General features: G+C 64.4%; 19 protein-coding genes. 9 read left to right on the plus strand and 10 right to left on the minus strand.

Features of this window, described 5'->3' with window-relative positions:
• The first annotated feature begins 265 nt into the window (after positions 1–265).
• From DKW65_RS11300 to DKW65_RS11320, 5 genes are all read left to right on the plus strand, one after another.
• Positions 266–2,137, plus strand: a complete 1,872-nt coding sequence (locus DKW65_RS11300) for an ATP-binding cassette domain-containing protein (RefSeq protein WP_111657343.1) — start codon at positions 266–268, stop codon at positions 2,135–2,137.
• A 108-nt stretch (positions 2,138–2,245) separates the two neighbouring features.
• The gene (locus DKW65_RS11305; RefSeq protein ID WP_245932480.1) at positions 2,246–3,562 is read left to right on the plus strand and encodes a succinylglutamate desuccinylase/aspartoacylase family protein; all 1,317 of its coding nucleotides are present in this window, start codon (positions 2,246–2,248) and stop codon (positions 3,560–3,562) included.
• An 84-nt stretch (positions 3,563–3,646) separates the two neighbouring features.
• Positions 3,647–4,246 (plus strand): lipocalin family protein, encoded by a 600-nt coding sequence (locus tag DKW65_RS11310; protein ID WP_111657344.1) that lies wholly within the window; start codon positions 3,647–3,649, stop codon positions 4,244–4,246.
• A gap of 64 nt (positions 4,247–4,310) precedes the next feature.
• Positions 4,311–5,381, plus strand: coding sequence for a DUF3080 family protein (locus DKW65_RS11315; protein ID WP_111657345.1), 1,071 nt, complete (start codon positions 4,311–4,313; stop codon positions 5,379–5,381).
• A 44-nt stretch (positions 5,382–5,425) separates the two neighbouring features.
• Positions 5,426–6,754: a condensation domain-containing protein gene (locus DKW65_RS11320; RefSeq protein WP_162925822.1), complete on the plus strand. Its 1,329-nt coding sequence runs from the start codon at positions 5,426–5,428 to the stop codon at positions 6,752–6,754.
• A gap of 252 nt (positions 6,755–7,006) precedes the next feature.
• Here the strand turns inward: DKW65_RS11320 and DKW65_RS11325 are convergent, their stop codons facing one another.
• Both DKW65_RS11325 and DKW65_RS11330 read right to left on the minus strand, forming a co-directional pair.
• Positions 7,007–7,597, minus strand: a complete 591-nt coding sequence (locus DKW65_RS11325; RefSeq protein WP_111657347.1) for an HNH endonuclease — start codon at positions 7,595–7,597, stop codon at positions 7,007–7,009.
• Positions 7,598–7,859: 262 nt separating this feature from the next.
• On the minus strand, positions 7,860–8,540 hold the full coding sequence (locus DKW65_RS11330) for a DUF3047 domain-containing protein (protein WP_111657348.1): 681 nt from the start codon (positions 8,538–8,540) through the stop codon (positions 7,860–7,862).
• Between the two features lie 139 nt (positions 8,541–8,679).
• On the opposite strand from DKW65_RS11330, the gene DKW65_RS11335 reads away from it, so the two are divergent.
• Positions 8,680–10,269 carry a GMC family oxidoreductase gene (locus DKW65_RS11335; protein ID WP_111657349.1) on the plus strand — a complete coding sequence of 530 codons (1,590 nt, stop codon included), beginning with the start codon at positions 8,680–8,682 and terminating at the stop codon, positions 10,267–10,269.
• Here DKW65_RS11335 and DKW65_RS11340 read toward each other — a convergent pair.
• The 3 genes from DKW65_RS11340 to DKW65_RS16125 all read right to left on the minus strand — a co-directional run bounded on the left by DKW65_RS11340 (position 10,266) and on the right by DKW65_RS16125 (position 13,122).
• Entirely contained in the window at positions 10,266–10,949 is a 684-nt protein-coding gene (locus DKW65_RS11340; RefSeq protein ID WP_111657350.1) for a Frag1/DRAM/Sfk1 family protein, read from the minus strand. The genes DKW65_RS11335 and DKW65_RS11340 overlap by 4 nt on opposite strands.
• Before the next feature lie 59 nt (positions 10,950–11,008).
• Complete coding sequence (locus DKW65_RS11345; protein WP_111657632.1) at positions 11,009–12,337, minus strand: DegQ family serine endoprotease; 1,329 nt, start codon at positions 12,335–12,337, stop codon at positions 11,009–11,011.
• Between the two features lie 137 nt (positions 12,338–12,474).
• A complete protein-coding gene (locus tag DKW65_RS16125) occupies positions 12,475–13,122 on the minus strand; it encodes a class I SAM-dependent methyltransferase (protein ID WP_281271663.1) in 648 nt (215 codons plus the stop codon).
• Between the two features lie 98 nt (positions 13,123–13,220).
• Between DKW65_RS16125 and DKW65_RS11355 the strand changes: the two genes are divergently transcribed.
• Positions 13,221–14,423: a CaiB/BaiF CoA transferase family protein gene (locus DKW65_RS11355; RefSeq protein ID WP_111657352.1), complete on the plus strand. Its 1,203-nt coding sequence runs from the start codon at positions 13,221–13,223 to the stop codon at positions 14,421–14,423.
• 27 nt (positions 14,424–14,450) lie between these two features.
• Here the strand turns inward: DKW65_RS11355 and DKW65_RS11360 are convergent, their stop codons facing one another.
• Positions 14,451–17,399 carry an ankyrin repeat domain-containing protein gene (locus tag DKW65_RS11360; RefSeq protein WP_162925823.1) on the minus strand — a complete coding sequence of 983 codons (2,949 nt, stop codon included), beginning with the start codon at positions 17,397–17,399 and terminating at the stop codon, positions 14,451–14,453.
• A gap of 190 nt (positions 17,400–17,589) precedes the next feature.
• Between DKW65_RS11360 and DKW65_RS11365 the strand changes: the two genes are divergently transcribed.
• Positions 17,590–18,705 carry a helix-turn-helix transcriptional regulator gene (locus tag DKW65_RS11365; protein ID WP_162925824.1) on the plus strand — a complete coding sequence of 372 codons (1,116 nt, stop codon included), beginning with the start codon at positions 17,590–17,592 and terminating at the stop codon, positions 18,703–18,705.
• Positions 18,706–18,755: 50 nt separating this feature from the next.
• Here the strand turns inward: DKW65_RS11365 and DKW65_RS11370 are convergent, their stop codons facing one another.
• On the minus strand, positions 18,756–20,048 hold the full coding sequence (locus DKW65_RS11370; protein WP_111657355.1) for a hypothetical protein: 1,293 nt from the start codon (positions 20,046–20,048) through the stop codon (positions 18,756–18,758).
• Between the two features lie 141 nt (positions 20,049–20,189).
• Positions 20,190–20,510, minus strand: coding sequence for an Mpo1-like protein (locus tag DKW65_RS11375; RefSeq protein WP_111657356.1), 321 nt, complete (start codon positions 20,508–20,510; stop codon positions 20,190–20,192).
• A 208-nt stretch (positions 20,511–20,718) separates the two neighbouring features.
• Between DKW65_RS11375 and DKW65_RS11380 the strand changes: the two genes are divergently transcribed.
• Positions 20,719–21,945 (plus strand): serine hydrolase domain-containing protein, encoded by a 1,227-nt coding sequence (locus tag DKW65_RS11380; protein WP_111657357.1) that lies wholly within the window; start codon positions 20,719–20,721, stop codon positions 21,943–21,945.
• Positions 21,946–21,959: 14 nt separating this feature from the next.
• On the opposite strand, the gene DKW65_RS11385 is transcribed toward DKW65_RS11380, so the two are convergent.
• Both DKW65_RS11385 and DKW65_RS11390 read right to left on the minus strand, forming a co-directional pair.
• Positions 21,960–23,555, minus strand: coding sequence for a BCCT family transporter (locus tag DKW65_RS11385; RefSeq protein ID WP_245932481.1), 1,596 nt, complete (start codon positions 23,553–23,555; stop codon positions 21,960–21,962).
• Positions 23,556–23,602: 47 nt separating this feature from the next.
• Positions 23,603–24,745, minus strand: coding sequence for a hypothetical protein (locus DKW65_RS11390; RefSeq protein ID WP_111657358.1), 1,143 nt, complete (start codon positions 24,743–24,745; stop codon positions 23,603–23,605).
• Between the last annotated feature and the right edge of the window lie 27 nt (positions 24,746–24,772).

Consider the following 24,772-nt stretch of genomic DNA (forward strand, 5'->3'; position numbering starts at 1 on the left):
TTCCAGAAGTGTGTGAGGCAGGATGCCGAACGCAAGCCCCCATGGGTGAGACAAGCGTCTTGCGACGCATGCGTCGCGCGCAGTCGAACGCCCGCCATCTGTGATGGCGGGCCGGGCCCGGAGGGGGTTCACGGCGGCTTCTGGAAGGGCTTACCCCGCACCGAGGCCGAGCTACGAAGAACCCATCCCGGCAGCGCGGACGGAAACACCCTGACGGTGCTACACTGCCCGCCCTGCGTAACAACCTGATGATCCGGACCCGTTCATGCCGCTGCTTACCCTGCGAGATATCCAGCTCAGTTTTGGCACCCATGCCCTGCTTGACCACGTTGACCTGAGCATCGACAAAGGTGAACGCCTGTGTCTGGTCGGTCGCAACGGAGCAGGCAAGTCCACCCTGATGAAACTCATCGCTGGCGAGATCCAGGCCGACGACGGCAGTATCGAGCAGGCTCAGGGGCTGCGCGTGGCGCGTCTGGTGCAGGAGGTACCCGGCGACACCGACGGCAGTGTCTTTGAAGTCGTGGCGCAGGGACTCGGTGAAGAGGGTCGTCTGCTGGCCGAATACCAGCAACTGACGCGGCGTCTGGAACAGGGCGAGGATGTCATGGATGCCTTCAGCCGGGTGCAAGGCGCGATTGATGATCGTGGCGCCTGGGATGCATCGCAGCGCGTCGATACCGTGCTGTCGCGGCTGACGCTTGATGGCCATCTGGATTTTGCCGGGCTGTCCGGGGGCATGAAGCGCCGGGTGCTGCTGGCGCAATCTCTGGTACAGGCGCCGGACATCCTGTTGCTGGACGAACCCACCAACCATCTGGATATCGATGCCATCCGCTGGCTGGAAGAATTCCTGCGCCAGTATGAAGCGACGCTGGTCTTCATTACCCATGACCGCGCCTTCATTCGTGCACTGGCCACGCGCATCATCGAGCTCGACCGGGGCCGCCTGAGCAGTTGGCCCGGCAACTATGACAGCTACCTGCGCGGCAAGCAGGCGGCGCTGGATGCCGAAGAAAAAGCCAATGCCGAGTTCGACAAGAAGCTGTCACGCGAGGAGGCCTGGATTCGTCAGGGCATCAAGGCACGGCGCACCCGGAATGAGGGCCGCGTGCGTGCACTGAAAGCCTTGCGTCAGGAGTTCGCGGCGCGGCGCACCCGTCAGGGCAGTGTCACCATGAGCACCCAGGAGGTACAGCGTTCCGGCAAGCTGGTGCTCGAGGCCGAAGGTGTGTCGCAGCGTTACGGCGACCAGTCGATCCTGAAGGACTTTTCGCTCACGGTGATGCGCGGCGATCGCATCGGCATCATCGGCCCCAACGGCTGCGGCAAATCGACGCTGCTGCGCATCCTGCTGGGCAAGCTGACGCCGGATGCCGGCAGTGTGCGTGTGGGCACCAATCTGGACATTGCCTACTTCGATCAGCTGCGCAACACCCTGGATGAAAACAAATCCGTGATCGAGAATGTCACCGAAGGCAGCGACATCCTGACCATCAATGGCGCGCCCAAACACGCGGTGGGTTATCTGCAGGAATTCCTGTTCGAGCCGCAGCGCATTCGCCAGCCGGTGAGTGCGCTGTCCGGGGGCGAGCGCAACCGGCTGCTGCTGGCCAAACTGTTCACACGTCCGTTCAACCTGCTGGTGCTGGACGAACCGACCAATGATCTGGATGCGGAAACCCTCGACCTGCTGGAAGAGCAGCTGACGCAATTTACCGGCACGCTGCTGCTGGTCAGCCATGACCGCGCCTTCATTGATAACGTCGTCACGAGCACGCTGGTGTTCGAGCAGGGCACCGTCAACGAATATGTCGGTGGCTACGAAGACTGGTTGCGGCAGCGTCCTGATCCAGCGGCACGCGCCCCGGAAAAACCGGCCCCGGCAAAAGAAAAGCCGGCGGCGGCGAACGCTCGCAAGCTGTCCTATGCCGAGCGTCTGGAACTGGAGCGGTTGCCCGCAGAGCTGGAAGGCCTGGAAGCGCAAATCAGCGCGCTGGAGGCGCGTATGGGTGATCCTGATTTTTTCCAGCAGGACGCCGACGTGGTCGCTGACGCCACGCGTGAACTGAATGCGCTTCAGGAACAGCTGGAAACCCGTTTCGCCCGCTGGGAAGCCCTCGACAACGCGTCATGAAACAGCCGCTATACTGACGGAACCTATGGCAAGGCCCGCCCTCAAACCGGCGAGCCTCACCCACCGGGAGGCCCCAACAGAACAGGCCCCACCAAAAAGGAGAGCACCTTGCCGCCGTTGCATCACGTTCACCGCGCCCTCCACATGGCCGCCCTGCTATCCCTGCTGGCGGTAGCGCCATCGGGCGCCACCGAGGTGGAGGACGAGGACCTGCCCGCTCTGGAGCACGTGCATATCCTGCCCGTGGCACCCTCCCCCGCCACTGAAGACGAGCTGGCCGACGGTGACAGTCCGGTGCCGGTGGAAGCGGGTCGGCCGCTGCCGCTGCGCCTGCTGAGCGACGAGGTGCCTCCGGGCGAGATCAAGACACTCTACTGGATGCCGGAACAGTCCTTTGCCTCGATTGCCACGCCGGTGCCGGTGCTGGTGGCCCACGGCAAGCAGCCTGGCCCGGTGGTCTGCATGACAGCGGCCGTCCACGGCGACGAGCTCAACGGCATCGAGATGGTGCGCCGGGTGATGTACCAGCTGGAACCGGAGCGCCTGAACGGCACCGTGATCGGTGTCCCCATTGTCAATCTGGACGGCTTCCGCCGTGGCTCACGCTACCTCGCCGACCGGCGCGACCTGAACCGCTATTTCCCGGGCCATCCGCAAGGCAGCTCTGCCGCCCGCATTGCGCATTCGCTGTTTACCGACATCATCCAGCACTGCCAGTTTCTGGCTGATCTGCACACCGGCTCGTTGCGCCGGGTCAACCTGACGCAGCTGCGCGGCGACATGACCGACCCGAATATCGTCGAGTTCGCCCGCAAGTTTGGCGGCATTACGGTACTGCACGGCCGCGCGGCCAGCGGCACCTTGCGGCGCGCGGCGTCGGAGGCCGGCATCCCCACCGTCACCATGGAAGCCGGTGGCCCCAATCGGCTGGAAGAAGACGCGGTCGACAGCGGCGTGCAGGCGATCGAGACCATGCTCGACAACCTCGGCATGCGCAAGACGCGGCGCTTCTGGAGTTCACCGCAACCGGTGTTCTATGAGTCCCAGTGGTTGCGCGCCGACCAGGGCGGCATTCTGATGTCGAAGGTAAAACTCAACGACAAGGTGCGCCCCGGCCAGGTGCTGGGCACCGTCACCGACCCGGTCACCAACACCGGCAGCGCCATCATCGCGCCGTTCGCCGGGCGAGTGCTGGGCATGGCGGAAAACCAGGTGGTGCATACCGGCTTCGCGGCGTACCACATCGGCATCGAGAAGGCGCCGGAAGAAGTGCAGGAAGAAGCGCGCCAGGAGGAGGAATCCCGCCAGGAGCCGCGCGAGGCACCGCGGCCGGACGAGGACGCACCGATCATGGAACCCGAACCGGGCGAGACCGATTCATCGGGTGGCGCTCTGCAGCCGCGCGACGACGAGCACGCGCACTGACCGCACCTCCGCAGCGCGCTTTCACGGCGCCCTGTCATGGCACCCGGGATACTCGATCCCCTTCGACGATGTTCCGGAGTGCCCATGTGTCACGGCTATCGAGTGTGTCACCGCTATCGAACCCTCTCCGCGCTGCCCCTGGTACTGCTGGCGCTGCTGCTCGGCGCCTGCCAGCGCAGCCATCTGCCCGAAATCCGCCATGCCGAGGCCGTGGAGCTGGAGCGCTTCATGGGGCGCTGGTATGTGATTGGCAATATCCCGACGGTATTCGAACGCGGCGCGCACAATGCCATCGAGCACTATGCACTGCGCGACGACGGCCGCATCGATACCACGTTCAGCTTTCGCCGCGACAGCTTTGATGGGCGGGAGAGAGAAATGAATCCCGTCGCCACCGTGCGTGACGATCCCAGCAATGCCCTCTGGGGCATGCAGTTCCTGTGGCCGTTCAAGGCGGACTTCCGCATCGTGCATGTGGACGAGGATTACCGCGAAACCATCATCGGCCGGCAGAAGCGTGACTACGTCTGGATCATGGCGCGCACCCCCACCCTCAGTGAGGTCGACTATCAACGTCTGCTGGCCTTGCTGGACGAGGAAGGCTACGACATCAGCGCCATCCAGCGCGTGCCGCAATGCTGGCAGGACGAGTGCCCGGCCGGCGACCGGACGGCAATGCCCTGACGGCCCCGCCCGTCGCCGGTGCTGATATGCTTGGAGAACGAGGGCCGGACGAGGGTGCACCCCCATGACGCCGTTCAGAACCGCCGTTGACGTCAGCCTGCTAGTCGGCTTCGCTCTGCTGGCGAGCGCTTGCCAGCCTGGTGGGCCAGAAGCCCTGTGGCAAGACTATCTGCAACGGCTCGAACGACTGGCCGACCTGCGCGCCGAACCGGCGCCCCCGATCTCCGCCACCCGCTACCCGCGCAGCCGTGACGTGCGCCAGCCGATCCCCGAACTGCGCACCGGCATGCGCCGCTATTTCGGCCTGGCCCAGTGCGACATGATGGGCCTGGTCAGCGCCCGTAACAGTAGCCTGGGCCGCTTGCAGACGGCTTCGCTACGCTTTGCCTATGAGCTGGATTTCATCCGCCAGGCGGAGACCTGTCTGATCGAAGACCGGTTGGCCGAACGCGAAGACCTGGACGCCTGGCTGACGGAAATCAGTCGCCTGAAACGCGAATCCCTGCCTGCCCTGTACTGGAATGCAACGCTGGGCAGTCAGGAGATGGCGAGCTTTTTCACCACCACCGCGCGGCCCGCCGACGCCGGCACCCTGGCCGACCTGACCACGGTTGAAACCCTGTTCGACCGAATGGCGCTGACCGCCAGCCAACTGACCGGCGACACACTGCCCGCCGACGTCGGGGTCCTGGAACAGGACATCGCCCACCTGGCTCACAGCGACACCGGCGGACGTATCCTTCAGGGCCTGGCGCTGGCCACCGGTGAACTGCAACGCAGCGCCAGCCTTCTGGAGCAGGTAGATACCGCCCGCCTGTGCCCGGACCAGCGCCCCAGCGAACAGGCCCGCTATTTCAACAATGTCTTCACCGCCGTCTACGGCGAGCGGGTACAGCCGTGGCTGGCCGATCTGGACCGCGCCAACCGGCGCCTGGTGCAGGCGGTGGCCCGCCTGGCCGACGCCCTGCCCGCCGACAGCCCGGCCTTCGACGCCTGGCATCACCGCCATCTGGATCCCGACGGTCCGCTGCAACAGGCCTGGCATGCCGCCATGCAACGCCACACACGCGCCTGGCAGCACCTGCTGGGCGACTGCGGCATGCCGCCCGGCGCCCACCCAGCCCCTTCCGGCTGACCTGCGCAGCCCGCATAATGGCGCTGACCACAGGGAGACCACGGATGACGGATTTTCTGCCGCAACGCATTCCACTGAGCATCTACGATGAGCTGCTACTGCACCTGGACAAGCCTGGCTCGCCCCTGAGCCTGCAAATGGAAGTCCGGGTCAGCGGCCATCTGGATGAGGCCCGGCTAGTCGCCGCGATACGCACGGCGGCCGACCACCACCCGCTGATGCGCGCCGCCCTGGCCCCCCACAGCGACACCGACACCCAGTACTTCTGGCAGATTCAGGACAGCCTGACGAGCGTGCCCCTGCGCATCATCACCTGCTGCGACGAAGAGGCGCTGCATGAGGCGCGCAGCGCCCTGCACAGCCTGTCGGTGCCGCTGGCAGAAGCGCCGCCCTTCCGCTGCGCCCTGGCGCATTGCGGCGAGAAAGGCGATTTCTTCATGATCAACATGAACCACACCGTCAGCGACGGCGTGGGCCTGTACAGCTTTATGGTGTCGATCCTGCGCGCCTACGCGGGGGTCGACGATCCGGTCCGCAGCCTGGACGTCATGCAGATGCGCAACCGCCAGCACGACGGCGATACCGCCCGGTTCGCCGACCACCTGGTGCGCATCAGCCGTCTGCTGAAGGTCATCGGCAGCACCCTGAACCCCCCGGCCCGCATCGCCGCCGATGGCCAGGAAGACCAGACCGGTCTGTCGTTCATGCCGGTACGCTTCAGCAGCGAGCAGACCCGCCGCCTGCAGCAGTTGCGCCACAACGGCGCCACCATCAACGACATTCTGGCCACCGCCCTGCACCTGGCCATCGACGAGTGGAACCAGTCCCACGACCAGCGCACAGACCGCATCAGCATGATCATGCCGATGAACATCCGCGAGGCCGCCCTGCGCAACAGCGTGGCCAGCAACCTGTCCGTCTGGGTCAACCTGGTGTCCCAGCCTGATGACCGCACCGACTTCCGCAGCCTGCTGAACGTACTCACACAGCAGACTTCGGAGCTCAAGGAAAGCGGCACCATGGGCCTGCTGATCGACCTGATGCACGAGGTACGCGGCCTGCCCGCCTGGATTCGCAAGGCGGTCCCCGGTCTGCTGCCGCTGACCGGCAACCGGATCGCCAGCACCACGGTGCTCGGCAATCTGGGCCATGCCCGTTCGCCCCTGCCCGGCGACAGCGAGCTGAGCCTGAAGGAAATGTGGTTTTCACCGCCCTGCCGGATGCCCATGGGCCTGTCGCTGGGCGCGGTCACACTGCACGATCACCTGCATCTGTCGTTCCGCTACCACCGCCAGCAGTTCAGCCGCGAGGGCGCCTGGGCTTTCGCGGAAACGTTCCTGGATGTGCTCAATCGGGAGGTACCGGGCGCCTGAGATGCAGGCATGGCGGGCTGAAACGCCATCCGGTTTACAGCGTGATTGGCTGTAACGCAAGGCGGAAATGTCAAGACAGCGAATCGCATCACAGCGCACAAGAGTACACTGAGTGCTCAGCTTCAGCATGGCTGAGGGCGCGGAAATTTGTCCCTTCCGGGCCTGGAGATCATTCTCCGGACAAGCTCTCCCGAGCAAAAACCTGCGGCGCCCTCCGGGCGCCGTTTTTTTTTGGGTGGCGCGCGGCAGCCCTCAGACCACGAGCAACGGCGCCGCCCGCTGCAGACGCCCGTGACTGTGCCGGGAAAACTGCCCCCGCAGAAACTCCATCTGGTCACCGCGAATCCGGTGGCTGTTGATCAGCGCCAGGTACTCGGCCATGTTTGGCACAAACGGCAGCGCCAGCAGCTCCATGTTGCACTCTTCCAGCAGCCGGTCACCCTTGTGCTGGTTGCAGCGACGGCAGGCCGCCACCACATTGAGCCAGTGGTCCCGCCCGCCCCGTGACGTCGGCACGATATGATCCCGGGTCAGTTCGTGGTCGTGGAAATGCCGCCCGCAGTACAGGCAGATGTTCTGTTCGCGACGAAACAGCGCCCGATTGGTCAGCGGAGGACGAGAACGGGGATGGGGGTTGATACGCCCGTCGCAGGCGATGATGGAATGCAGATGCATCTGGGAGCGCTCGCCAGTGCAGCGGGAAATCCCGCCCTGCAGGCGATAGATGACATCCCCGAGCGTCCAGGTGACCAGACCGCGCGCGTACAGACAGGCGGCGTCCTGCCAGCTCAGCCACTCCACCGGCTTGCCCGCAATATCCAGCCTGAGAATACGTTCAGACATATCAGCTCCCGATCAGCCCATCGACAGGTGCCCGATCTGTTCCGCAACAGTGAAGGGCACCGCATCTGTTACCGGCAGGCGGCGGCATCAGGTTAGCCAGCCGACATGACCGGTGTGTTGCAGCGAAGGCACATGAGCCGCCGCTGCATTGGTTCTGTCGAGGCAGGGTGGTGTCACCACCCTGCCCTGCAATTCGGGGCCGCGCGGGACTGCGGCTGTCGGGTATCAGGTTGCCGAAATAATAACCACCGGTGTCATGCCATCACAAGTGCGGGGATGCATGCAGGCTGGGCAGCCGATAACAGGCACTGGCCTCACCGCGGGTATTGTCGGCATCGGTCATCACGGCGACGGCGGCGATCTCTTCGATGTCCAGGTCATGATAACGGCGGAAATCCTCCACCACGTTACGCTCGAACTCATGCCATGTGCCCAGCCCCTCATCACCGCTCTGCACCACCACCATGACGGCATTGCGGGTGAAGGGGTTGGCCCAGTGGCTGCCCACCGGGTGCTCGCGCGACCAGACATAGTTGATGGCACGGGTCTGCCAGAAGAAGCGCCCTTCATGCACCACGTAAACGCGGGTCACGAAGTCATCCCCGGCACGGCTGCGCTCGGCGGCCTCCTGACCGGGTTGCAGTGGCGCCTCGGCCTGCCAGGCCCAGCGCAACCAGGGGGTGACACTGGCCTCGGCGCGCACTTCGCGAACCAGTCCCGAGGCACTGTTGCGGGCCTCGGCGCGCACGCACTCCGCATCAGCATCCTGCCGGTAGCGGGTCCGCTCGTTGAAGATCACCTCATCCCAGCCCTCAATGGGGCTGGGCACGGTCTGCCGGGCCTGGGCAGGGGTCGCCAGCAGCAGGGCCAGCAGGCAGGCCAGCGGTACGCGGGCAGCAAGGGGGCGGCCGGCAACCGCGCGAAACAGGGACACAAACAACATGGGCAAGGCTCCCGCCTGACAGGGGTGACCCAATGGTCACAAATAGACTTCGGTGTTCGCTTGAGGTTTCCTACAATTGCAGCACGATTGTGGGCGGCACTGTGACAGTCCACAGCGATAACAACAGGACACCCGCATTATGTCTTTTGATTACCTGATCATCGGCGGCGGCTCCGCCGGTTGCGTGATGGCCAACCGCCTCTCCGAAAATCCGAATCACCGGGTCTGCCTGCTTGAGGCCGGCCCCGCCGACAACAGCCTGCTGATCAGCATACCAGCGGGCATCATCGCACTGATGCGCTCCAACAAGCGAAACTGGCGTTATTACACGGTGCCACAGAAGGCGTTGAACAACCGTGAAATCTATATCCCCCGGGGCAAGACCTTGGGCGGGTCCAGTGCCGTCAACGCGATGATCTACACCCGGGGCCACAAGTGGGACTACGACCACTGGGCCGAGCTGGGCAACACGGGCTGGGGCTGGGATGACGTGCTGCCCATCTTCAAGCGCAGCCAGAATCAGGAACGCGGTGCCGACGAGTTCCACGGCACCGGCGGTCCGCTGAACGTGTCTGACCTGCGTTACCAGCATCCGGTCAGCGGGGCCTTCATCAAGGCCTGCGTGGAAGCCGGGCTGCCGCCGTCCAACGACTTCAACAACGAGAAGCAGGAAGGCGTCGGCTTTTATCAGGTCACGCAGAAGGACGGCGAGCGCTGCGGTGTCGCCAAGGCGTATCTGCATCCAGCCCTGGAGCGCCCCAACCTGACCGTGATTACCGATGCCCGGGTCAGCCGTCTGATCCTTGATGGCAAGCGCGTCATCGGCGCCGAATACCAGCGCAAGGGACGCACCGAGCGGGTCGAGGCCGGAGAGACCCTGCTGTGCGGGGGCGCGATCAATTCACCACAGGTACTGCTGCTGTCCGGCATCGGTCCGGGCGAGGAACTGCGCAAGCACGGTATTGCTGTGCAGCATGAGTTGCCCGGTGTCGGCGAGAACCTGCAGGATCACCCGGATATCCTGCTGGTCGCACGTTCGCTCAAGCGCGATACCCTGAGCCTGTCACCCGGTGCCCTGCCCAAACACATCAAGGCGCTGTACCAGTACCTGCGTTATCGCACCGGGCCGTTGACCTCCAACGTGGCAGAGTCCGGTGGCTTCATCAAGTCACGCCCCGAGGAACCGATTCCCGATCTGCAATTGCATCTGACGGCGGCCATGCTCGACAACCACGGGCTGAATCTGCTGTTTGCCATGGGCTGGGGCTATTCGGCGCACGTCTGCATCCTGCGGCCCAAGAGCCGGGGCCGGGTGGCCCTGCACAGTGCAAATCCGGGCGACAATGCGCTGATTGATCCCAACTTCATGACCCATGAAGACGACATAGAGCGCATGGTGCGCGGTATGAAGATCATGGGCGATGTGATGCAGCAACCGGCACTGACACCGTGGCGTGGCGCTAACGCTTTCCCGGAAAAAGTGCTGCAGACGGACGATGATTACCGCGATTTCCTGCGCCGCAAGTGTGACAACATCTATCACCCGGTGGGCACCTGCAAGATGGGTATCGATAACATGGCGGTCGTGGCGCCGGACAGCCTGCGTGTTCATGGGCTGGAGGGATTGCGTGTGGTGGATGCCTCGATCATGCCCACCCTGATCGGCGGCAATACCAACGCACCGACGGTCATGATTGCCGAGAAAGCGGCCGACATGATGCTGGGTTAACGCACGTGTAACTGCGCGCGAAAATCACTTTTCCACCAGAGCCACGCCACGCCCAGGGCGTGGCCGTTGATCAGCAGCGCCAGCACCCACTCGAAGGCATCATCAATCTGACTGTACAGGCCATAGGCAAAGGTGGTGAGGATCACCGACAGGATGCCGATGGCCAATGCGGTCTGGCAGACACGGAAAAGTCGCCGGGCCCAGTCACGCCAGGCCGGGACATTCAACAAGGCGGCAGTGAGTAAAAGCTGGGCCAGAAAGGTCAGCGAGAAATACAGGATCACGCCCGTGCGGCGGATAAAACGAAACAGGTCGCCGGCATGGCCCAGCGCCATGGTATAGGCGGCCAGAAACAGACAGGCCACCAGACCCAGCCAGGGCAACCAGGCGATGCCGCGCCCCGATGCACCCAGCTCACGCAACCAGCGGGCGTTGAGCCACCAGAACAGGATGCCCAGCAGGGCTGCCGGTAACATCGCACCCTTGAAAATAAAATAACTGACGCCGTACCGGCCGGTGCGGCTGATGCTGGTGCAGCTGTCCCAGTACGGCATGCACCAGGGCACGTGACCTTCCAGTGCCGACACCAGGTACGTCGTATGAATGGTCACCAGCGGAATGAGGCTGGCCGCCAGGGCGATGCCCCACAGGGGGAGTGCAGGCGAATGTTCGCGGTTCATGGCATTACCGTCGCGCGATCCGGCGGGCGTGTCAACGCCCGCCGGAAAGGGTCCGGAGGTCAGCGAATCACGACGAAAAAGACGCCGCCGGCGCGATTCACGCGCAACAGCAGCGCCGCGTCCCGGTCGGGTACGGCCTGCCGCAACTCATCCAGCGTGGCGATATCCCGGCGATTCGCATTGATGATGACGTCACCGCTACGCAGCCCTGCACGCCACGCGGCGGTGTTGCGCTCGACCTCCTCCACCAGTACGCCGTTGCTGGCGTGGTCCCGTTCCCCGTCACGCAGATCGCGCATCCGCGCGCCCTTGAGATAGCGGGACAACGCCTCGCCATCGGCACTGATGCCACCGGTCTCGCGAATGATCGCCAACACACTCATGGCGCTCCCGTCACGCAGGATATCCAGGCGGATATGCTCGCCCACCGGCGACAGCCCGACACGATTGCGCAGATCCGCCGCGCGAACCACCGGCCGACCGTCCACGGCGGTGACAATGTCGCCCGGTTGCAGGCCCGCCTCCGCAGCAGCGCTGTCTTCCAGCACCTGGGTAATGACCACGCCCCGGGTTTCCTTCACATCAAAGGCTTCCGCCAGTTCCGGCCCCAGGTCCTGGATGCTCACGCCCAGCACCCCGCGACGCACCTCGCCGTGTTCGATCAACTGGCCCATGACGTTGGTGGCCATTTCGGTGGGAATGGCAAAACCGATGCCGACATTGCCGCCCGCTGGCGCAATGATGGCGGTATTGATGCCGACCAGTTCGCCGCGCAGGTTCACCAGTGCCCCGCCGGAATTACCCGGGTTGATGGAGGCGTCGGTCTGGATGAAGTTCTCGTAGCCGTCGAGTCGCAGGCCGGTGCGGCCCAGCGCGGAAACAATGCCCGAGGTCACGGTCTGGCCAAGCCCGAAGGGGTTGCCGATGGCAATCACGAAGTCGCCCACCCGCAAGGTGGTCGAGTCGGCGATCTCGATCTGCGCCAGGCCTTCCGCCTTGACCCGCAGCACGGCCAGATCCACCTGACTGTCCATGCCGACCATCTCGGCCTTGACGGTGCGCCCGTCCACCAACGTCACTTCGATCTCGTCGGCATTGCGCACCACATGGGCGTTGGTCAGCACATAGCCCTGGGCGGCATCCACGATGACACCCGAACCGGCACTGGTGGCTCGACGCTCCGGCATCGGCCCGCGTTGCTCCGGCACATTGAAGAAACGACGAAAGAAGGGATCATCCATAAGCGGGTTGGGCTGACTGCGCACCCGCGTATGGGTGGCGATGTTCACCACCGCAGGCGACACCCGCTCCAGCATCGGTGCCAGCGATGGCAAGGGTTCACCGTCGCCCGTGGCCGCCGGGAGCATGGCGTGCGCCGGCAGGGCCATCAGCGCCCCCCAGACCAGCCCACCCTGGAAAAGTCCGATCAGCGGCGCCCACGCACGCCGCAACGCTGCGCTTCGCAAGATGCAAGCCTCCTGTACGCGTTGATGTTGGTTCGCCGGTTTCGACCGGTGCAGCCGCCTCAGGGTTCCGGGAAGCGGAACAGCCGCACGCGATTGAACTGGGTGGACTCGCCCAGGTCCGGCCAGGTGGTGGCCGTGGCCTCTTGCATACGCTGGTAGCCCGGCGGGTTCAGGTCCGGCACCCGGGAGTCCGCCAGAATCACAGTGGGGACGGAACGAAAGGTCTCAAGCAGGCCCAGATTGTCCCGGTCGTAGAGGATGTCCGCCGCCAGCAACAGGTCCACCTGATCCAGCCGTTCCGGCAGGGCGGCCAGCACCTCCAGCTGCACATCGTTGCCGGCCGCATTGAGGGCGATGGCCGTGCGCGCCACCGGGTCCAGGTCGCAGGCCAGCACCCGTGCCGCCCCCGCCCTGGCGGCCGCAATCGCCACCACTCCGGAACCGCTGCCCACATCCAGCACCGTGCGCCCGGCCACCTGTTCCGGGTGCGCCAGCAACCAGTCCGCCAGCACCTGGCCGGACGCCCAGCAGAACGACCAGTAAGGCGGCGCATCCATCAGCGCATTGATGACCTCGGGCTCCAGCCGCTCCCCACCCAGGATGTCGTCGAGCAACCACAGCGATAACGACGGTGCGGCGGGCAGGGCCGTCCAGGCCAGCCGCGCCTGCGGCAGCAATGCTTGCAGATGATCGTGCAAGGCGGTCAACCAGGGTCCTGTCTTTCTCGCCTCAGGTGTCATACGCTTTTCCGCCTCAAGTGAACGCCGCTGCGAGCATAGCAGCAAACCGGACCAGGGAGCCCAGCATGTCCACCACACCGCGTCAGCCGCTCGCCGGCATTCGTGTCATCGAACTCGGCCAACTGCTTGCCGGGCCGTTTACCGGCACCCTGCTGGGCTATTTTGGCGCCGAGGTCATCAAGGTGGAGCCGCCCGGCGGCGATCCGGTACGCGGCTGGCGGCAACTGGATGACAGCGGCACCTCCTGGTGGTGGCGCAGCCTGGGCCGCAACAAGAAGTGCGTGACCCTGGACCTGAAGCAACCGCAGGGCGTGGCACTGGCCCGCCAACTGATGGAAAGCGCCGACGTGGTGATCGAGAACTTCCGCCCCGGCACCCTGGAAAGCTGGGGCCTGGGCCCGGAGGATTTCAGTGAAACCGCGCCGCAGCTCATCTATGCCCGCATCTCCGGTTATGGCCAGACAGGCCCCTGGGCACACAAGCCCGGCTACGCCTCGGTCTGCGAAGGGGTGGGCGGTTTCCGCTACGTCAACGGCTTCCCCGGTGAGCGCCCGGTGCGCCCCAACCTGTCCATGGGCGACACGGTGGCCGGTCTGCACGCTGCCCTGGGCATCATGCTGGCCTTGTTCGAGAGAGAGCGCGGCGGCCGCGGCCAGGTCGTGGACGTGGCCCTGTTCGAGTCGGTGTTCAACCTGCTGGAAGCCGTGATTCCCGAGTTCGACGCCACCGGCCTGGTGCGTGGCCCCTCCGGCTCGACGGTAACCGGCATCGTGCCCACCAATACCTATCTGTGCAGCGACGGCCGCTACGTCATCATCGGCGGCAATGGCGACTCCATCTTCAAGCGCCTGATGCAGGCCGCAGGCCGACCGGACATGGCCGAAGACCCGCGCCTGGCCAGCAACGCTGGCCGCGTCGTCCACGAAGCCGAAATCGATGCTGCCCTGACAGACTGGTGCGCCGGATTGCCCAGCGAGCAGGTGCTGTCGATGATGGAAGACGCCAGAGTGCCCGCCGGGCCGATCTATTCCGCCGCTGACATGATGGCCGATCCGCACTTCCAGGCACGCGGCCTGTTCGAGCAGGTGGAGATCAACGGCAAACCCTTGAAAATCCCCGCCATCCTGCCGCGCCTGACCGGCACGCCCGGCCGCACCCAGTGGCCCGGGCCGGAAGTCGGCGCGCACAACGAAGAAATACTCAAGCAGGGACTGGGGCTGAGCGACGAGGCCTTCGCCGCCCTGCAACAGCAGGGCGTGCTGGGTTAGCGGCCTCTGCGGAGCAATGACAATTCATCAGCACTCGGCGCCGGTCACATCGACGATGACCTGCTCAGCAGGGCACGACATGGAACCCGGAATGCGGATGATGTCACCGACCCCCAGGCAACTGCCGCCAATGAAGTTGGACCAGGTTACGGCCACCCCCTGGCCCGCCAGGGTCCCGGGGCATCGCGCCTCAAAACTGACCCGGCAACCGGATGTGGACGGCCTGCTCGTCTGGATGAGGTAACTCCCGTCGCACCTGACCGCTCGGGCGGACAACCCACTCACCAGATTACGCGCAGCCTGCTCCCTTTCCTGTTGTCGTTTCAATCGCGCCTGCTCTTCAGCCTGACGGCGCTCTTCTGCCTGTCGTTGACGATTCGCCTCTGCGGCTTCCGCTTGCCGTCTGCGCTCCGCCGCCTGCGCCGCAGCCAGCCGTTCCTGCTCCTGACGACGCAGCTCGGCTTCGCGGGCAGCCTGCGCCTGCTGCGCCTGGCTCTGGGCCTGCGCCACCTGCTGGTTGTAGGCGACAACCTGTTGCTGACGTCGGGCCTCTGCCTCGGCGTTCGCCGCCGCTTGTCGTTGCCGCTCCTGTTCTGCGGCTTGCTGCAGCAGCAGGTTATGCTGGCGCTGACGTTCCGCCTGGGCCTGGCGCTCCAGCTCCGCCTCCTGGGCAATCGTGCCGACGGTTTCAAACAGGGCGCCCATGAAGGCTGCCCGTTGCTGGGCCTTGCGTTGCCGTTCGGCTTCTTCTGCGGCGCGCTGTTGCGCCAGCCGTTCCTGTCGCGCCCGGATGATGTCATCGGCGGTCTGGTTATTCTGATTGCGCAGGCTTCGGTCGGCACCCGCAGCTACCAGCAGCCGATACCCTTCCATATAGTCATCCAGTGCGGCCTTGTGCAGCGGCGTCCATCCGCCTGTGGTGGTGGCGAGGTTCGGGTTGGCCCTGGCCTCAAGCAGACTGCGGGCCAAGTCCGGCCGCTTGAGCTGTATGGCAAGATACAGCGGCGTAAACCCGTCATTGTCGGCAAGATCCGGATTGGCCTTGCCCGCCAGCAGATCAACCAACGCCTTGTTGCCCGCCGCCACCGCCAACCTGAGCGCCGTATGGCCTTGCCCGGTGCGCAGGTCCGGGTCGGCGCCAGCCGCCAGCAGCGCACGCACCATGGCCACGTCATTCTTTAGCACCGCTGTATGAAGCGGCGTCCGGAGGCTGGTCGCCGAGACCACATCGGGTTTGGCGCCAGCCGCCAGCAAGGCCGCCAACAGCTCTGCATCCTGACGATCCGCCGCCAGGTGCAGCGCTCGCCACTGCTCTTCACCCAGCCCGCCCAGATTCGGGTCCGCACCGGCCTCAAGCAAGCGCCGCACCATGCCGCCCTGGCGGTCACGCACAGCCACCAGCAAGGCGGTAAGCTGATCCGGCTCGGCAGCCCACTGTTCGTTGACCTCGGCACCCGCCGCCAGCAATCGTTGCATCAGACCTTCGCGGTGATTCAGCGCCGTCATCGCCAACGGCGAGGGGCCCTCCAGCGGACGGCTGCTGCGCAGGCGGCCCGGATTCGGGTTGGCCCCGGCTTCCAGCAGCATGGCCGTCAACTCCAGATGATCCTGTTCGATCGCGACTTGCAACGGTACCCAGGCCTTGCCCTCCTCCTGCACCCGGTTGGGGTCGGCGCGCGCGGCCAACAGGCGTTGCGCCAGGGCGGGTCGGCGCGCCGCCACGGCGCGCTGCAATGCCGTGTTGCTGCCCGGGGCCACCAGATCCGGGCGCGCGCCCGCCTCCAGCAACGCCTGCACCATCGCTTCCTGATTGTGCTCCACAGCCACCAGCAAAGGCGTCAACCCCGACTGCATCACCGTATTGGGGGTGGCCCCGGCGTCCAGTAATTGCCGGGCAATCTCCAGATGGCCCGCAGAAACCGCTGCTATCAACGGTGTATTGATATCACCCGATCCACCCGGGCGTGCCCCGGCACGCAGCAACTGCGTCACGATCTCACCGTGCCCCGCAGCCGCAGCCAACGTCAGCGCCATAAGCCCGTCCTCGCCCGTCGCGTTGGCGTTGGCCCGCGCGGCCAGCAATGCGGCCACCACCGACGCATGGCCCGCTTCGGCGGCCTCGAACAAGGGCGTGCCACCACGGGCGTCCGTCACCTCAGTGCGTGCACCCTGCGCCAGCAGCCATTCGACCAACGGCAGGTTATCGTGCGCGGCGGCAGCATGCAGGGCCGAGGGCCTCCGGGGTACCTCGCCCAGGTGGTTGACGACGTCCCGCGCGACCGCCGCAGGATGAAGCGACCGAATCGCCGCCATCAGGACGGCTGCCGTGCCCATGATGTCCGCATCGGGACCTGGCGCAGCGTTATTCGCCAACAGGCTCAAGGCAGTCTGTTGCAGCGCATCCCGGGCCAGTGGGTCAGCACCGCGAGCCAGCAAATATTCACTCAGGTCACGATAGCCCAGACCTGCCGCCAGCAGCAGCGGCGTCAGAGCCTGATCGGTATTGCGGCTTTCGATGTCTGCCCCCGCCGCCAACAGTGCTTCCGCACTGGCGCGCTGGTTGGCCTGCGAGGCCACCGCCAGCGGCGTCATATCCTCGGTGTAGCCGTGCGCACGACGTCCCACCACGGCCTCCAGCGCGGACTGGCTTCGCCAGGCCCATTGCTGCAACACGGGGCGCGCCGCGCCGGATTCCTGCGCCGAGATATCCCGCACCTCCACGTCGGCCCCGGCGGCCACCAGTTGGCGTACCACCTGGTCATGGCCATTCTCGGCCGCCAGCGATAACAGCGTGCGACCCGTCCGGTCGTTACGATCCAGGTCCTGGACGGCTGCCAGCTTCTTTTCCACCCTCTCGGTATTGCCGTCCTGCACCGCTCTGTGAAGCCCGGTGGAGGCGCAGGCCACAAGAACGCCGGTGACCCACAGCAGCACGCCCACACGGGAACACCGCATCAACCAGATACGCCCCTTCATCTGCCCCTTCCCCATTAGATTTTTGCCGCCAGCCTAATCGCAACACCGTGCGGCGCTCATACCCCATTTTGGGTATGAGCGCCTGCTCCCCCGTGATGTCGCGGACTTTACTTTTGCCCGGGCATCCGTAAATCTTCCGGAATAATCGTGTGACAGAGTTGTCACCATAAATATGACTGGAGTCCCACAGATGCTGAAAGATGATCAGCACTGGCTGTCGGTAGTGGAAAACTTCAGCGCCGCAGCACTGGGCACTGGCACCTGGATCACCGCACTGGAAAACATGGCTGACGTCACCGGATCGCGCGCCGGTGAGTTGATTGGTCTGGGTGCCGACAATGCCGTGCCGTTCAACTGGCTGACCGATCTGGGGCAGGACTGGGCCGACGACTTCATCGCAGCAGACGGCGGGAACCCCGAGGTCAATCCGTATGTACGCCACGGCGCCGGACTCAGCGAATTGCAGGTGGCCAGCAGCGCGGAGATCGTGACGCCCGGAGAGCGCCGCACTACCCCCTTCATGATGGAATTCCTGGCCCATTACGACGTGCCCTATATCTGCCTGTCGCCGCTGGTCAAGGAACCGGGGCTGCTGGTCGGGCTGGCCGTAGTGCGCAGTCAGGGTCAGGGCGAGATCACTGCTGCGCAACGAGCCGTTTTCAGCTCATTGGCCCCACACGTCCGTTCTGCCGTCAAAACACAGATGGCTCTGGAGCATCAGGGGGCTGATCTGGTGGCTGGCACGCTGGAAGCGCTGTCGTTCGCGGCCTTCGTCTGCGACCGTCTTGGCGTGGTGCGCTCCATGACGCCCCTGGCGGAACAGCTGGTGTCCGAAGGCGGCCTGCTGAAACTTCGCCACGGCGTGCTGACCGGGCCGTCGCGCCACGAAAGCCGTCGTCTCGCTGCTCTGATTGATCGTGCAGCGCTGGGGCTTGTCGTGCCCGGTGCGCCGCTGACACGTACCTTGATTCTCAACGCCGGGGCCTCGGCACCTCTGGTGCTGGACGTGGTCCCCCTGCCCAGGCAGGACTATGCATTCAACTTTCGCCCGCGCGTACTGGTGATCGTTCGTGCCCGGCAGTCCAATCCCGACCATGTCTGCACGCTACTGCGCATGGCACACGGCCTGACTCAGGCTGAAGCCGATGTCGCGGTGCGCCTTGCCGCGGGCGAGTCGCCGGAGCACATCGCTATGGCGCGCGGCGCCAGCATCGCAACGGTAAGGGTGCAGATCCGCGCGGTCTACCAGAAACTCGGGGTCCACCGGGCCGGTGAACTGGCGGCACACCTGAAAGGTATCGGCTGAGAAAAGGTGGGGGTAGCGGCGGCGACATTTGCCGCCGCCGCCTCACAGGGCTATCCGTTCTTCGCCAGACAGTCGCCCGTGGCATCAGGAATCGGCGCGAAAAACATCACCACGTCCTCGTCGTCAGGCTCCAGCACCAGGCAGCCTGATTCATCCACGCTCAGTATGATGCTGGCCTTTTCCCCGGTCTCCGGATCGTGCAATCCGGTGTCGTCGTTGGTATCGGTGTAGATCTCATCGGGCGTCAGCACACCGTTACTGAGCAGGTAGCTGCCCACCTCCACACCGGCATCCTCGTCCAGCTGTGCCACCATGTAGGTGCCGTCAGCCAGAATCGTGAGCACCGCCGTCAAGGTATCTTCCTGCTCTTCAGCGATGGCCCAGCTGCCGTAAATACCGTCGTTAACAATCCGGTTCAGGAACATCGGCGGATCTTCCAGCTCTTCGGGGTGCCGCGACACCAGCATGAACCGGTTTTCATTCACCAGAGCGAAGCCGCTGATGTTGTTTGCCGCATCGTTTTCGTAGTGGAGGCCGCAATCGCCGTTCACGCCGGTGGTATCCGGGCTGGCACCCGTGGTGCGCAGTTCACCGGCCAATGCATCCAGCTCGAAGGTGCCGTACTCCACGCCGTCAAAACATTCCGGGTCATCACCGTGGTTCACACCCAGCACATAACGACCACCAGGAAAGAATGAAACGACGGCCATGAGCGCCTCAGCGGTTTCATCTGTCTCCAGACGCCAGCTGCCGTACAGCTTGCCCAGCACGGTATTGTTCACGTGCTCTTCGGCGTCGGCAGGTGTCACGACCGTGTAATCGTCCCCGGCCAGATTCAGCAGTTCCGCGTCTGCGGCAAACGCGGTTGGAAGCTGGAGGAAATTCAATGCCGTTGTCGCCGCCCCCGCCACCGCCGGGTCGATGCGAATACCGTCACCCTGCTCGCTGTCGAAGGTCTGCAGGAAAATGGCAATATTCAGCGCCACGTCAGCGGCCGTCACGCCGGCCTGCAACAGGGTGTCGGCATCCATCGCGCTGGCCAGGGTCTGCGGCGTCATGATGCCAACCGCTGGCGCCGAACCCAGCAGGATCGCGCCCACGGAGAAGCTCACCGTGTCACCGTCCCGGTACAGGAACTCACCCGCAGCATTGGTCGTGCCCGCCAGTCCCGATGGCGAGGCGTGCCAGGTCAGCCCCTCGACCTCGGCATCCAGAAACACACCCGTACTGGTGGTGCCACCACCACCCTTGCCACCGCCACTCCCTCCTCCGCCACAGGCGGCGATCAACAGCACCGCCGCCAGAACCGTCCAGCCTCGTGCAAACCCGATTCGTTTTTTCATGTGATATCCCCTTTTCAGACAGGTCGACCACCCCCGTCAAAAGGGGTGGAGCCATTGGCAAGGAGATTAGAGGGACAGCATGATCCGTTCATACCACAACTGGGGTATGAACCGGGCAGGAGGCCAGCAGACCGACGCCTGTTACCAGTCGATACGGCGGGTAAGAATGTCTTTCCACATGACGAAGTCACCCGCCAGGCTGTACCACGGGTGTTTGAAGGTGGCCGGGCGGTTCTTCTCGAAGAAGAAGTGGCCCACCCAGGCGAAGCCGTAGCCGATCACCGGCAGCCCGAACAGCCACCAGGCGCTCAACGGCCCCAGCACCACGGCCAGCAGCAAGGCGATCACCAGGCTGGTGCCGATGAAATGCAGGCGCCGACAGGTGCTGTCACTGTGCTCCTGCAGATAATAGGGATAGAACTCCGCGAAGCTCTGGAAGCCCGACTGCTTGATGGTGGTCATGGCGCACTCCTGTGTTGTTCTCATGGGGGCCAGTATCCGCGCTGCCTGGCTCTGGCGGCTTGTATGCAACCGCTACCTGTATGGCGCATGATGAATTGTGCAATGACGTCAGCGCAAGCCAGGCTGACGTCAGGCGCCATTGACCCGGCATGGCGCCTGCGCACAATAGCATGCAGATATCCACATAAGACTGGAGCGCTCTCTGCCCATGGCCCTGTTACCACACCTTGCCGCGCCTGCTTATACCACCACGCCGTTGACGCGCCGCAGTGATACGGGCGCCGAAGCCGCGCCCGGTGAGACCGGGCTGTCGCTCGACGCCCTGAGCGCCATTGAGCGCGATCTGGGGCGCCTCTATGGCACCGGCATGAGTCCGGGGGTGGCACTGCACTTGCGCCACAAGGGGCAGACGGTGTTCGACCGGGCCCTCGGCTATGCCGACCCGGACACGGGGACGCCCCTGACGGTGGACACTCCCGTCTGTCTGTTCTCTGCCTCCAAGGCCGTCACCGCGATGCTGGTGCATCACCTGGCCGAGCAAGGCGTGCTTGATCTGCACCAGCGCGTCAGCCACTACTTGCCGGAGTATGGCCAGGCAGGCAAGCATCGCACCACTCTGATGCATGTGCTGACCCATCGTGCCGGGGTGCCGCGCATCCGTGAGCCGGTGACGCCGGAGGACCTGTTCGACTACGAACGCATCATGACGCTGATGAGCCGGGCCCGACCGGAAAAACCCGGCCGCCAGCAGGCCTACCACGCCATCACCGCCGGCTTCGTGCTGGGTGAAGTCATTCGCCGGGCGACCGGCGAATCCATCGACGCGCTGCTCGATCGCGTTATCCGCCAGCCCATGGGGATGCGCAATTTCACCTTCGGCCTGTCGCGCCCTGCGGTCGCGCCAGCGCGCAATGTAGCCACCGGGTTGCAACTGGCGCCCATCGACAGCTTCCTGCGCCATGCTGTCGGCGGCGGGCTGCAAGAAGTGGTGGACGTGTCCAATGATCCGCGCTTTCTGGAGGCCACCATTCCGGCAGGCAATCTGTACGCCACTGCAGAGGAAGCGAGCCGCTTTTTCCAGATGCTGCTGGATGATGGTCGCTACGGCGACACCCAGCTGTTCCATCCGGATACGGTGCGGCGTGCGGTGGGACGCACCGGGCGCGGCGGTCGTATTGATCGCACACTGATGCTGCCACTGGAATTTTCACCGGGCTTCATGCTGGGCGCCAAACGAATCAGCCTGTATGGGCCGGGCACGCAGAGCGCCTTTGGCCACCTGGGCTTCATCAGTATCTATTGCTGGGCCGACCCGGACCGCGACCTGTCCGGTGCCCTGCTGACCACCGGCAAGGCGGTGATCGGTCCGCATTTCCCCGCGTTGCTGAAATTGCAGTACACCATCAACAAGGCCACAGCACGTCAGCGAAACTGAGTGACGCGGGCCGGTTACGGCCCGCCCGATCCGTTGCCATCCCGGAACCGCGACAGGCGCCCCTTCTGCCAGAGAAATTCCGGCTCATCGCCAGCGCCTCGTAATTCAAGCCACTCTTCGTGCAGGCCCCGGCGCAGGCTGTAGCACATCACCAGCAGCACCACCGCAAAGGGCAGCCCCGTCAGCACCGAACCGGCCTGCAACGCTTTCAACCCACCGGCCAGCAACAGTGCCCCGGCCACCACACCTTCGGCAATCACCCAGAACACCCGCTGGATGACCGGCGAATTCTCCGCGCCGCCGGAGGTGATGGTATCCACCACCAGCGAACCGGAATCCGAGGAGGTGACAAAAAAGCTGACGATCACCACCACGGCCACGCCAGAGGTCAGCAACACGGCGGGGTAGCGTTCCAGCAGCGCAAACAGCGCCAGGGCATAATCTTCACTGACCACTTCGGCAATCCCCCCCGCGCCGAAGACCTCTTCATGCAACGCCGAGCCACCGAACACCGTCATCCACACGGCGGTAATCAGCGCAGGCACCAGCAGCACCGCCGTAATGAATTCCCGCACCGTGCGCCCCTTGGAAATGCGCGCGATGAACATTCCCACAAAGGGACTCCAGGCAATCCACCAGGCCCAGTAGAAAATGGTCCAGGTGTGCTGCCACTGGGTATTGCCGTAGGACTCTGTCCAGGTACTCAGTTCGATCAGCTCACGCAGGTAGCCGCCAAAGTTCTGGATCACGGAGTTCAGAATGAACAGGGTCGGCCCGAGTGCGAAGATGAACAGCATCAGCAGCGCCGCCAGCACCATGTTCACCTCGGACAGACGCCGGACACCGCCATCCAGACCGTTGATTACCGACACCAGCGCAATGAAGGTGATGACGGTAATGATGATCAGCTGGGCGCCCGTGCCCTGCTCAATGCCCATCAGGGCGCCCAGCCCGGCGTTGACCTGCTGGGCACCCAGCCCGAGCGAGGTGGCCAGACCAAACATGGTGGCCACCACCGCAAGCACGTCGATGGCATGGCCGATGGGGCCATGGATACGCTCACCGAGCAACGGGTAGAACGCCGAGCGCACCGTCAGCGGCAAGCCACGGTTATAGGCAAAAAACGCCAGCGACAGGCCGACCACGGCGTATATGGCCCAGGCATGGAATCCCCAGTGGAACAGGGTGATGGTCATGGCGCGCTTGGCGGCATCGACCGTGGCGCCCTCCAGCCCCTGCGGGGGCGACGTATAATGGTAGATCGGTTCGGCCACCGCCCAGAACACCAGCCCGATCCCCATGCCGGCCGAGAACAGCATGGCCAGCCAGCCACGCGTGGTGAACTCCGGTTCCGCGCCCTGGCCGCCGAGACGAATGCGCCCGTAGCGGCTGAACAGCAGGCTGACGACAAAGATCAGGAAGATATTCACGCAGATGACGTAAAACCAGCCGGCGTAGGTCGCGAAGGCCTTCTGGGCCGCATTGAAGGTCTCCCCCATTTCTGCGGTGTAGAGAAAACTCAGCACCACAAACACCAGGATCAGGGCCGCAGAGGCGCCGAACACAAACGGCTGGATGGTCAACTTCAAGGGATTCGAGAAGGGCTTCAAGCGTCAGCTCCTTTCAGTCAGTGTCTCGGTCAGAAACAGTGTCTCATTCAGAAATAGAAGTCTGCGGTCAGGTAGACGGCATCGAAATCGCCTTCCACGATATCACCGGCGCGGTCGATATCGCCGTCCTGCCACAGGTATTCCAGATAGATCCAGCCCGGCCCGTACTGGTATCGGGCTCCCGGCGACCAGGCATACACCCGGCCCGTGTCCGCGCCCCGGGTCCGGCTTTTGGCGGTGCTCCCCTCAACAAAGAAAAACCATCGATCCCGGTGATACCCGGTGGTCAGCACCTGACGGCCATTGCGCACCGGATCATCAAACCGCGGCAGATCGCGACGCACTTCAATATGCTGGGCCGCCACCTGCCAGGCCCCGCGCCGGTACTGATAGTTGAGGGCCAGCGCCTGATGATCGCCGTTGACCCGGCTGTTGCCGGTGATGGTGCCGGAGACATCCACCAGCGGTGCCAGATCCTGCAATCGCCCCCATTGGGCGCCCAGGCCCAGGGTATGATGCGCGTGGACCTGCCAGTCCAGCGTGCCGGCCAGGGTCTGCACCTTGCGATAGGCCAGATCGCAATCCGTCGCCGCCAGCGCATCACAGACTGACTGGCCCCAATGGCCATTGTCATCCATGGTGTCGGTGCTGGTGCCGCCGAAATCGTCGGCGTGAAAGTACCCCACGGCATAACTCAGGGCCCCGGCGCTGTCCTCGAAACGCACACCGACATCCTGTACATCACCATAACCGCCACGCAGCATCTCGCCAGGCCAGAAATTCAGACGCGGCACACCAAAAGGCACGGCCACCTTGCCAAACTGCACCAGCGCCGTGTCACCCCACTGGCGGCCGACCCAGGCATATTTGAAACCGAAATTGTCGCCGGTGTGGTTGTTCTCCGGCTGTGTGAAGGAGCCATCGCCCAGGCGAAATTCAACACCGAGGCGATAATCTCCGAACCGACCCTCATCGTCGGCGTAAAGTATCAGTGCCACATCACCCAGTTCACCGCCGGTCTGGCGATCCACGGGGTTATTGTCATCAAAGGCATGGTTGAACCAGACGCCGCCACTCAAGGCGGCTGACTCGGCGAACCCGTGAGCGGGAATACCGAGCAGGCAGGCGAGCGTCGCTGTACGGCACAGGCCCCGGCACAAGTACAAGACAGACACATGGCGATCAGACATCGGGCTGCCTCCGTTCCGTAGAGTCAG

Source organism: Isoalcanivorax indicus, assembly GCF_003259185.1.
Classification (GTDB): Bacteria; Pseudomonadota; Gammaproteobacteria; order Pseudomonadales; family Alcanivoracaceae; genus Isoalcanivorax; species Isoalcanivorax indicus.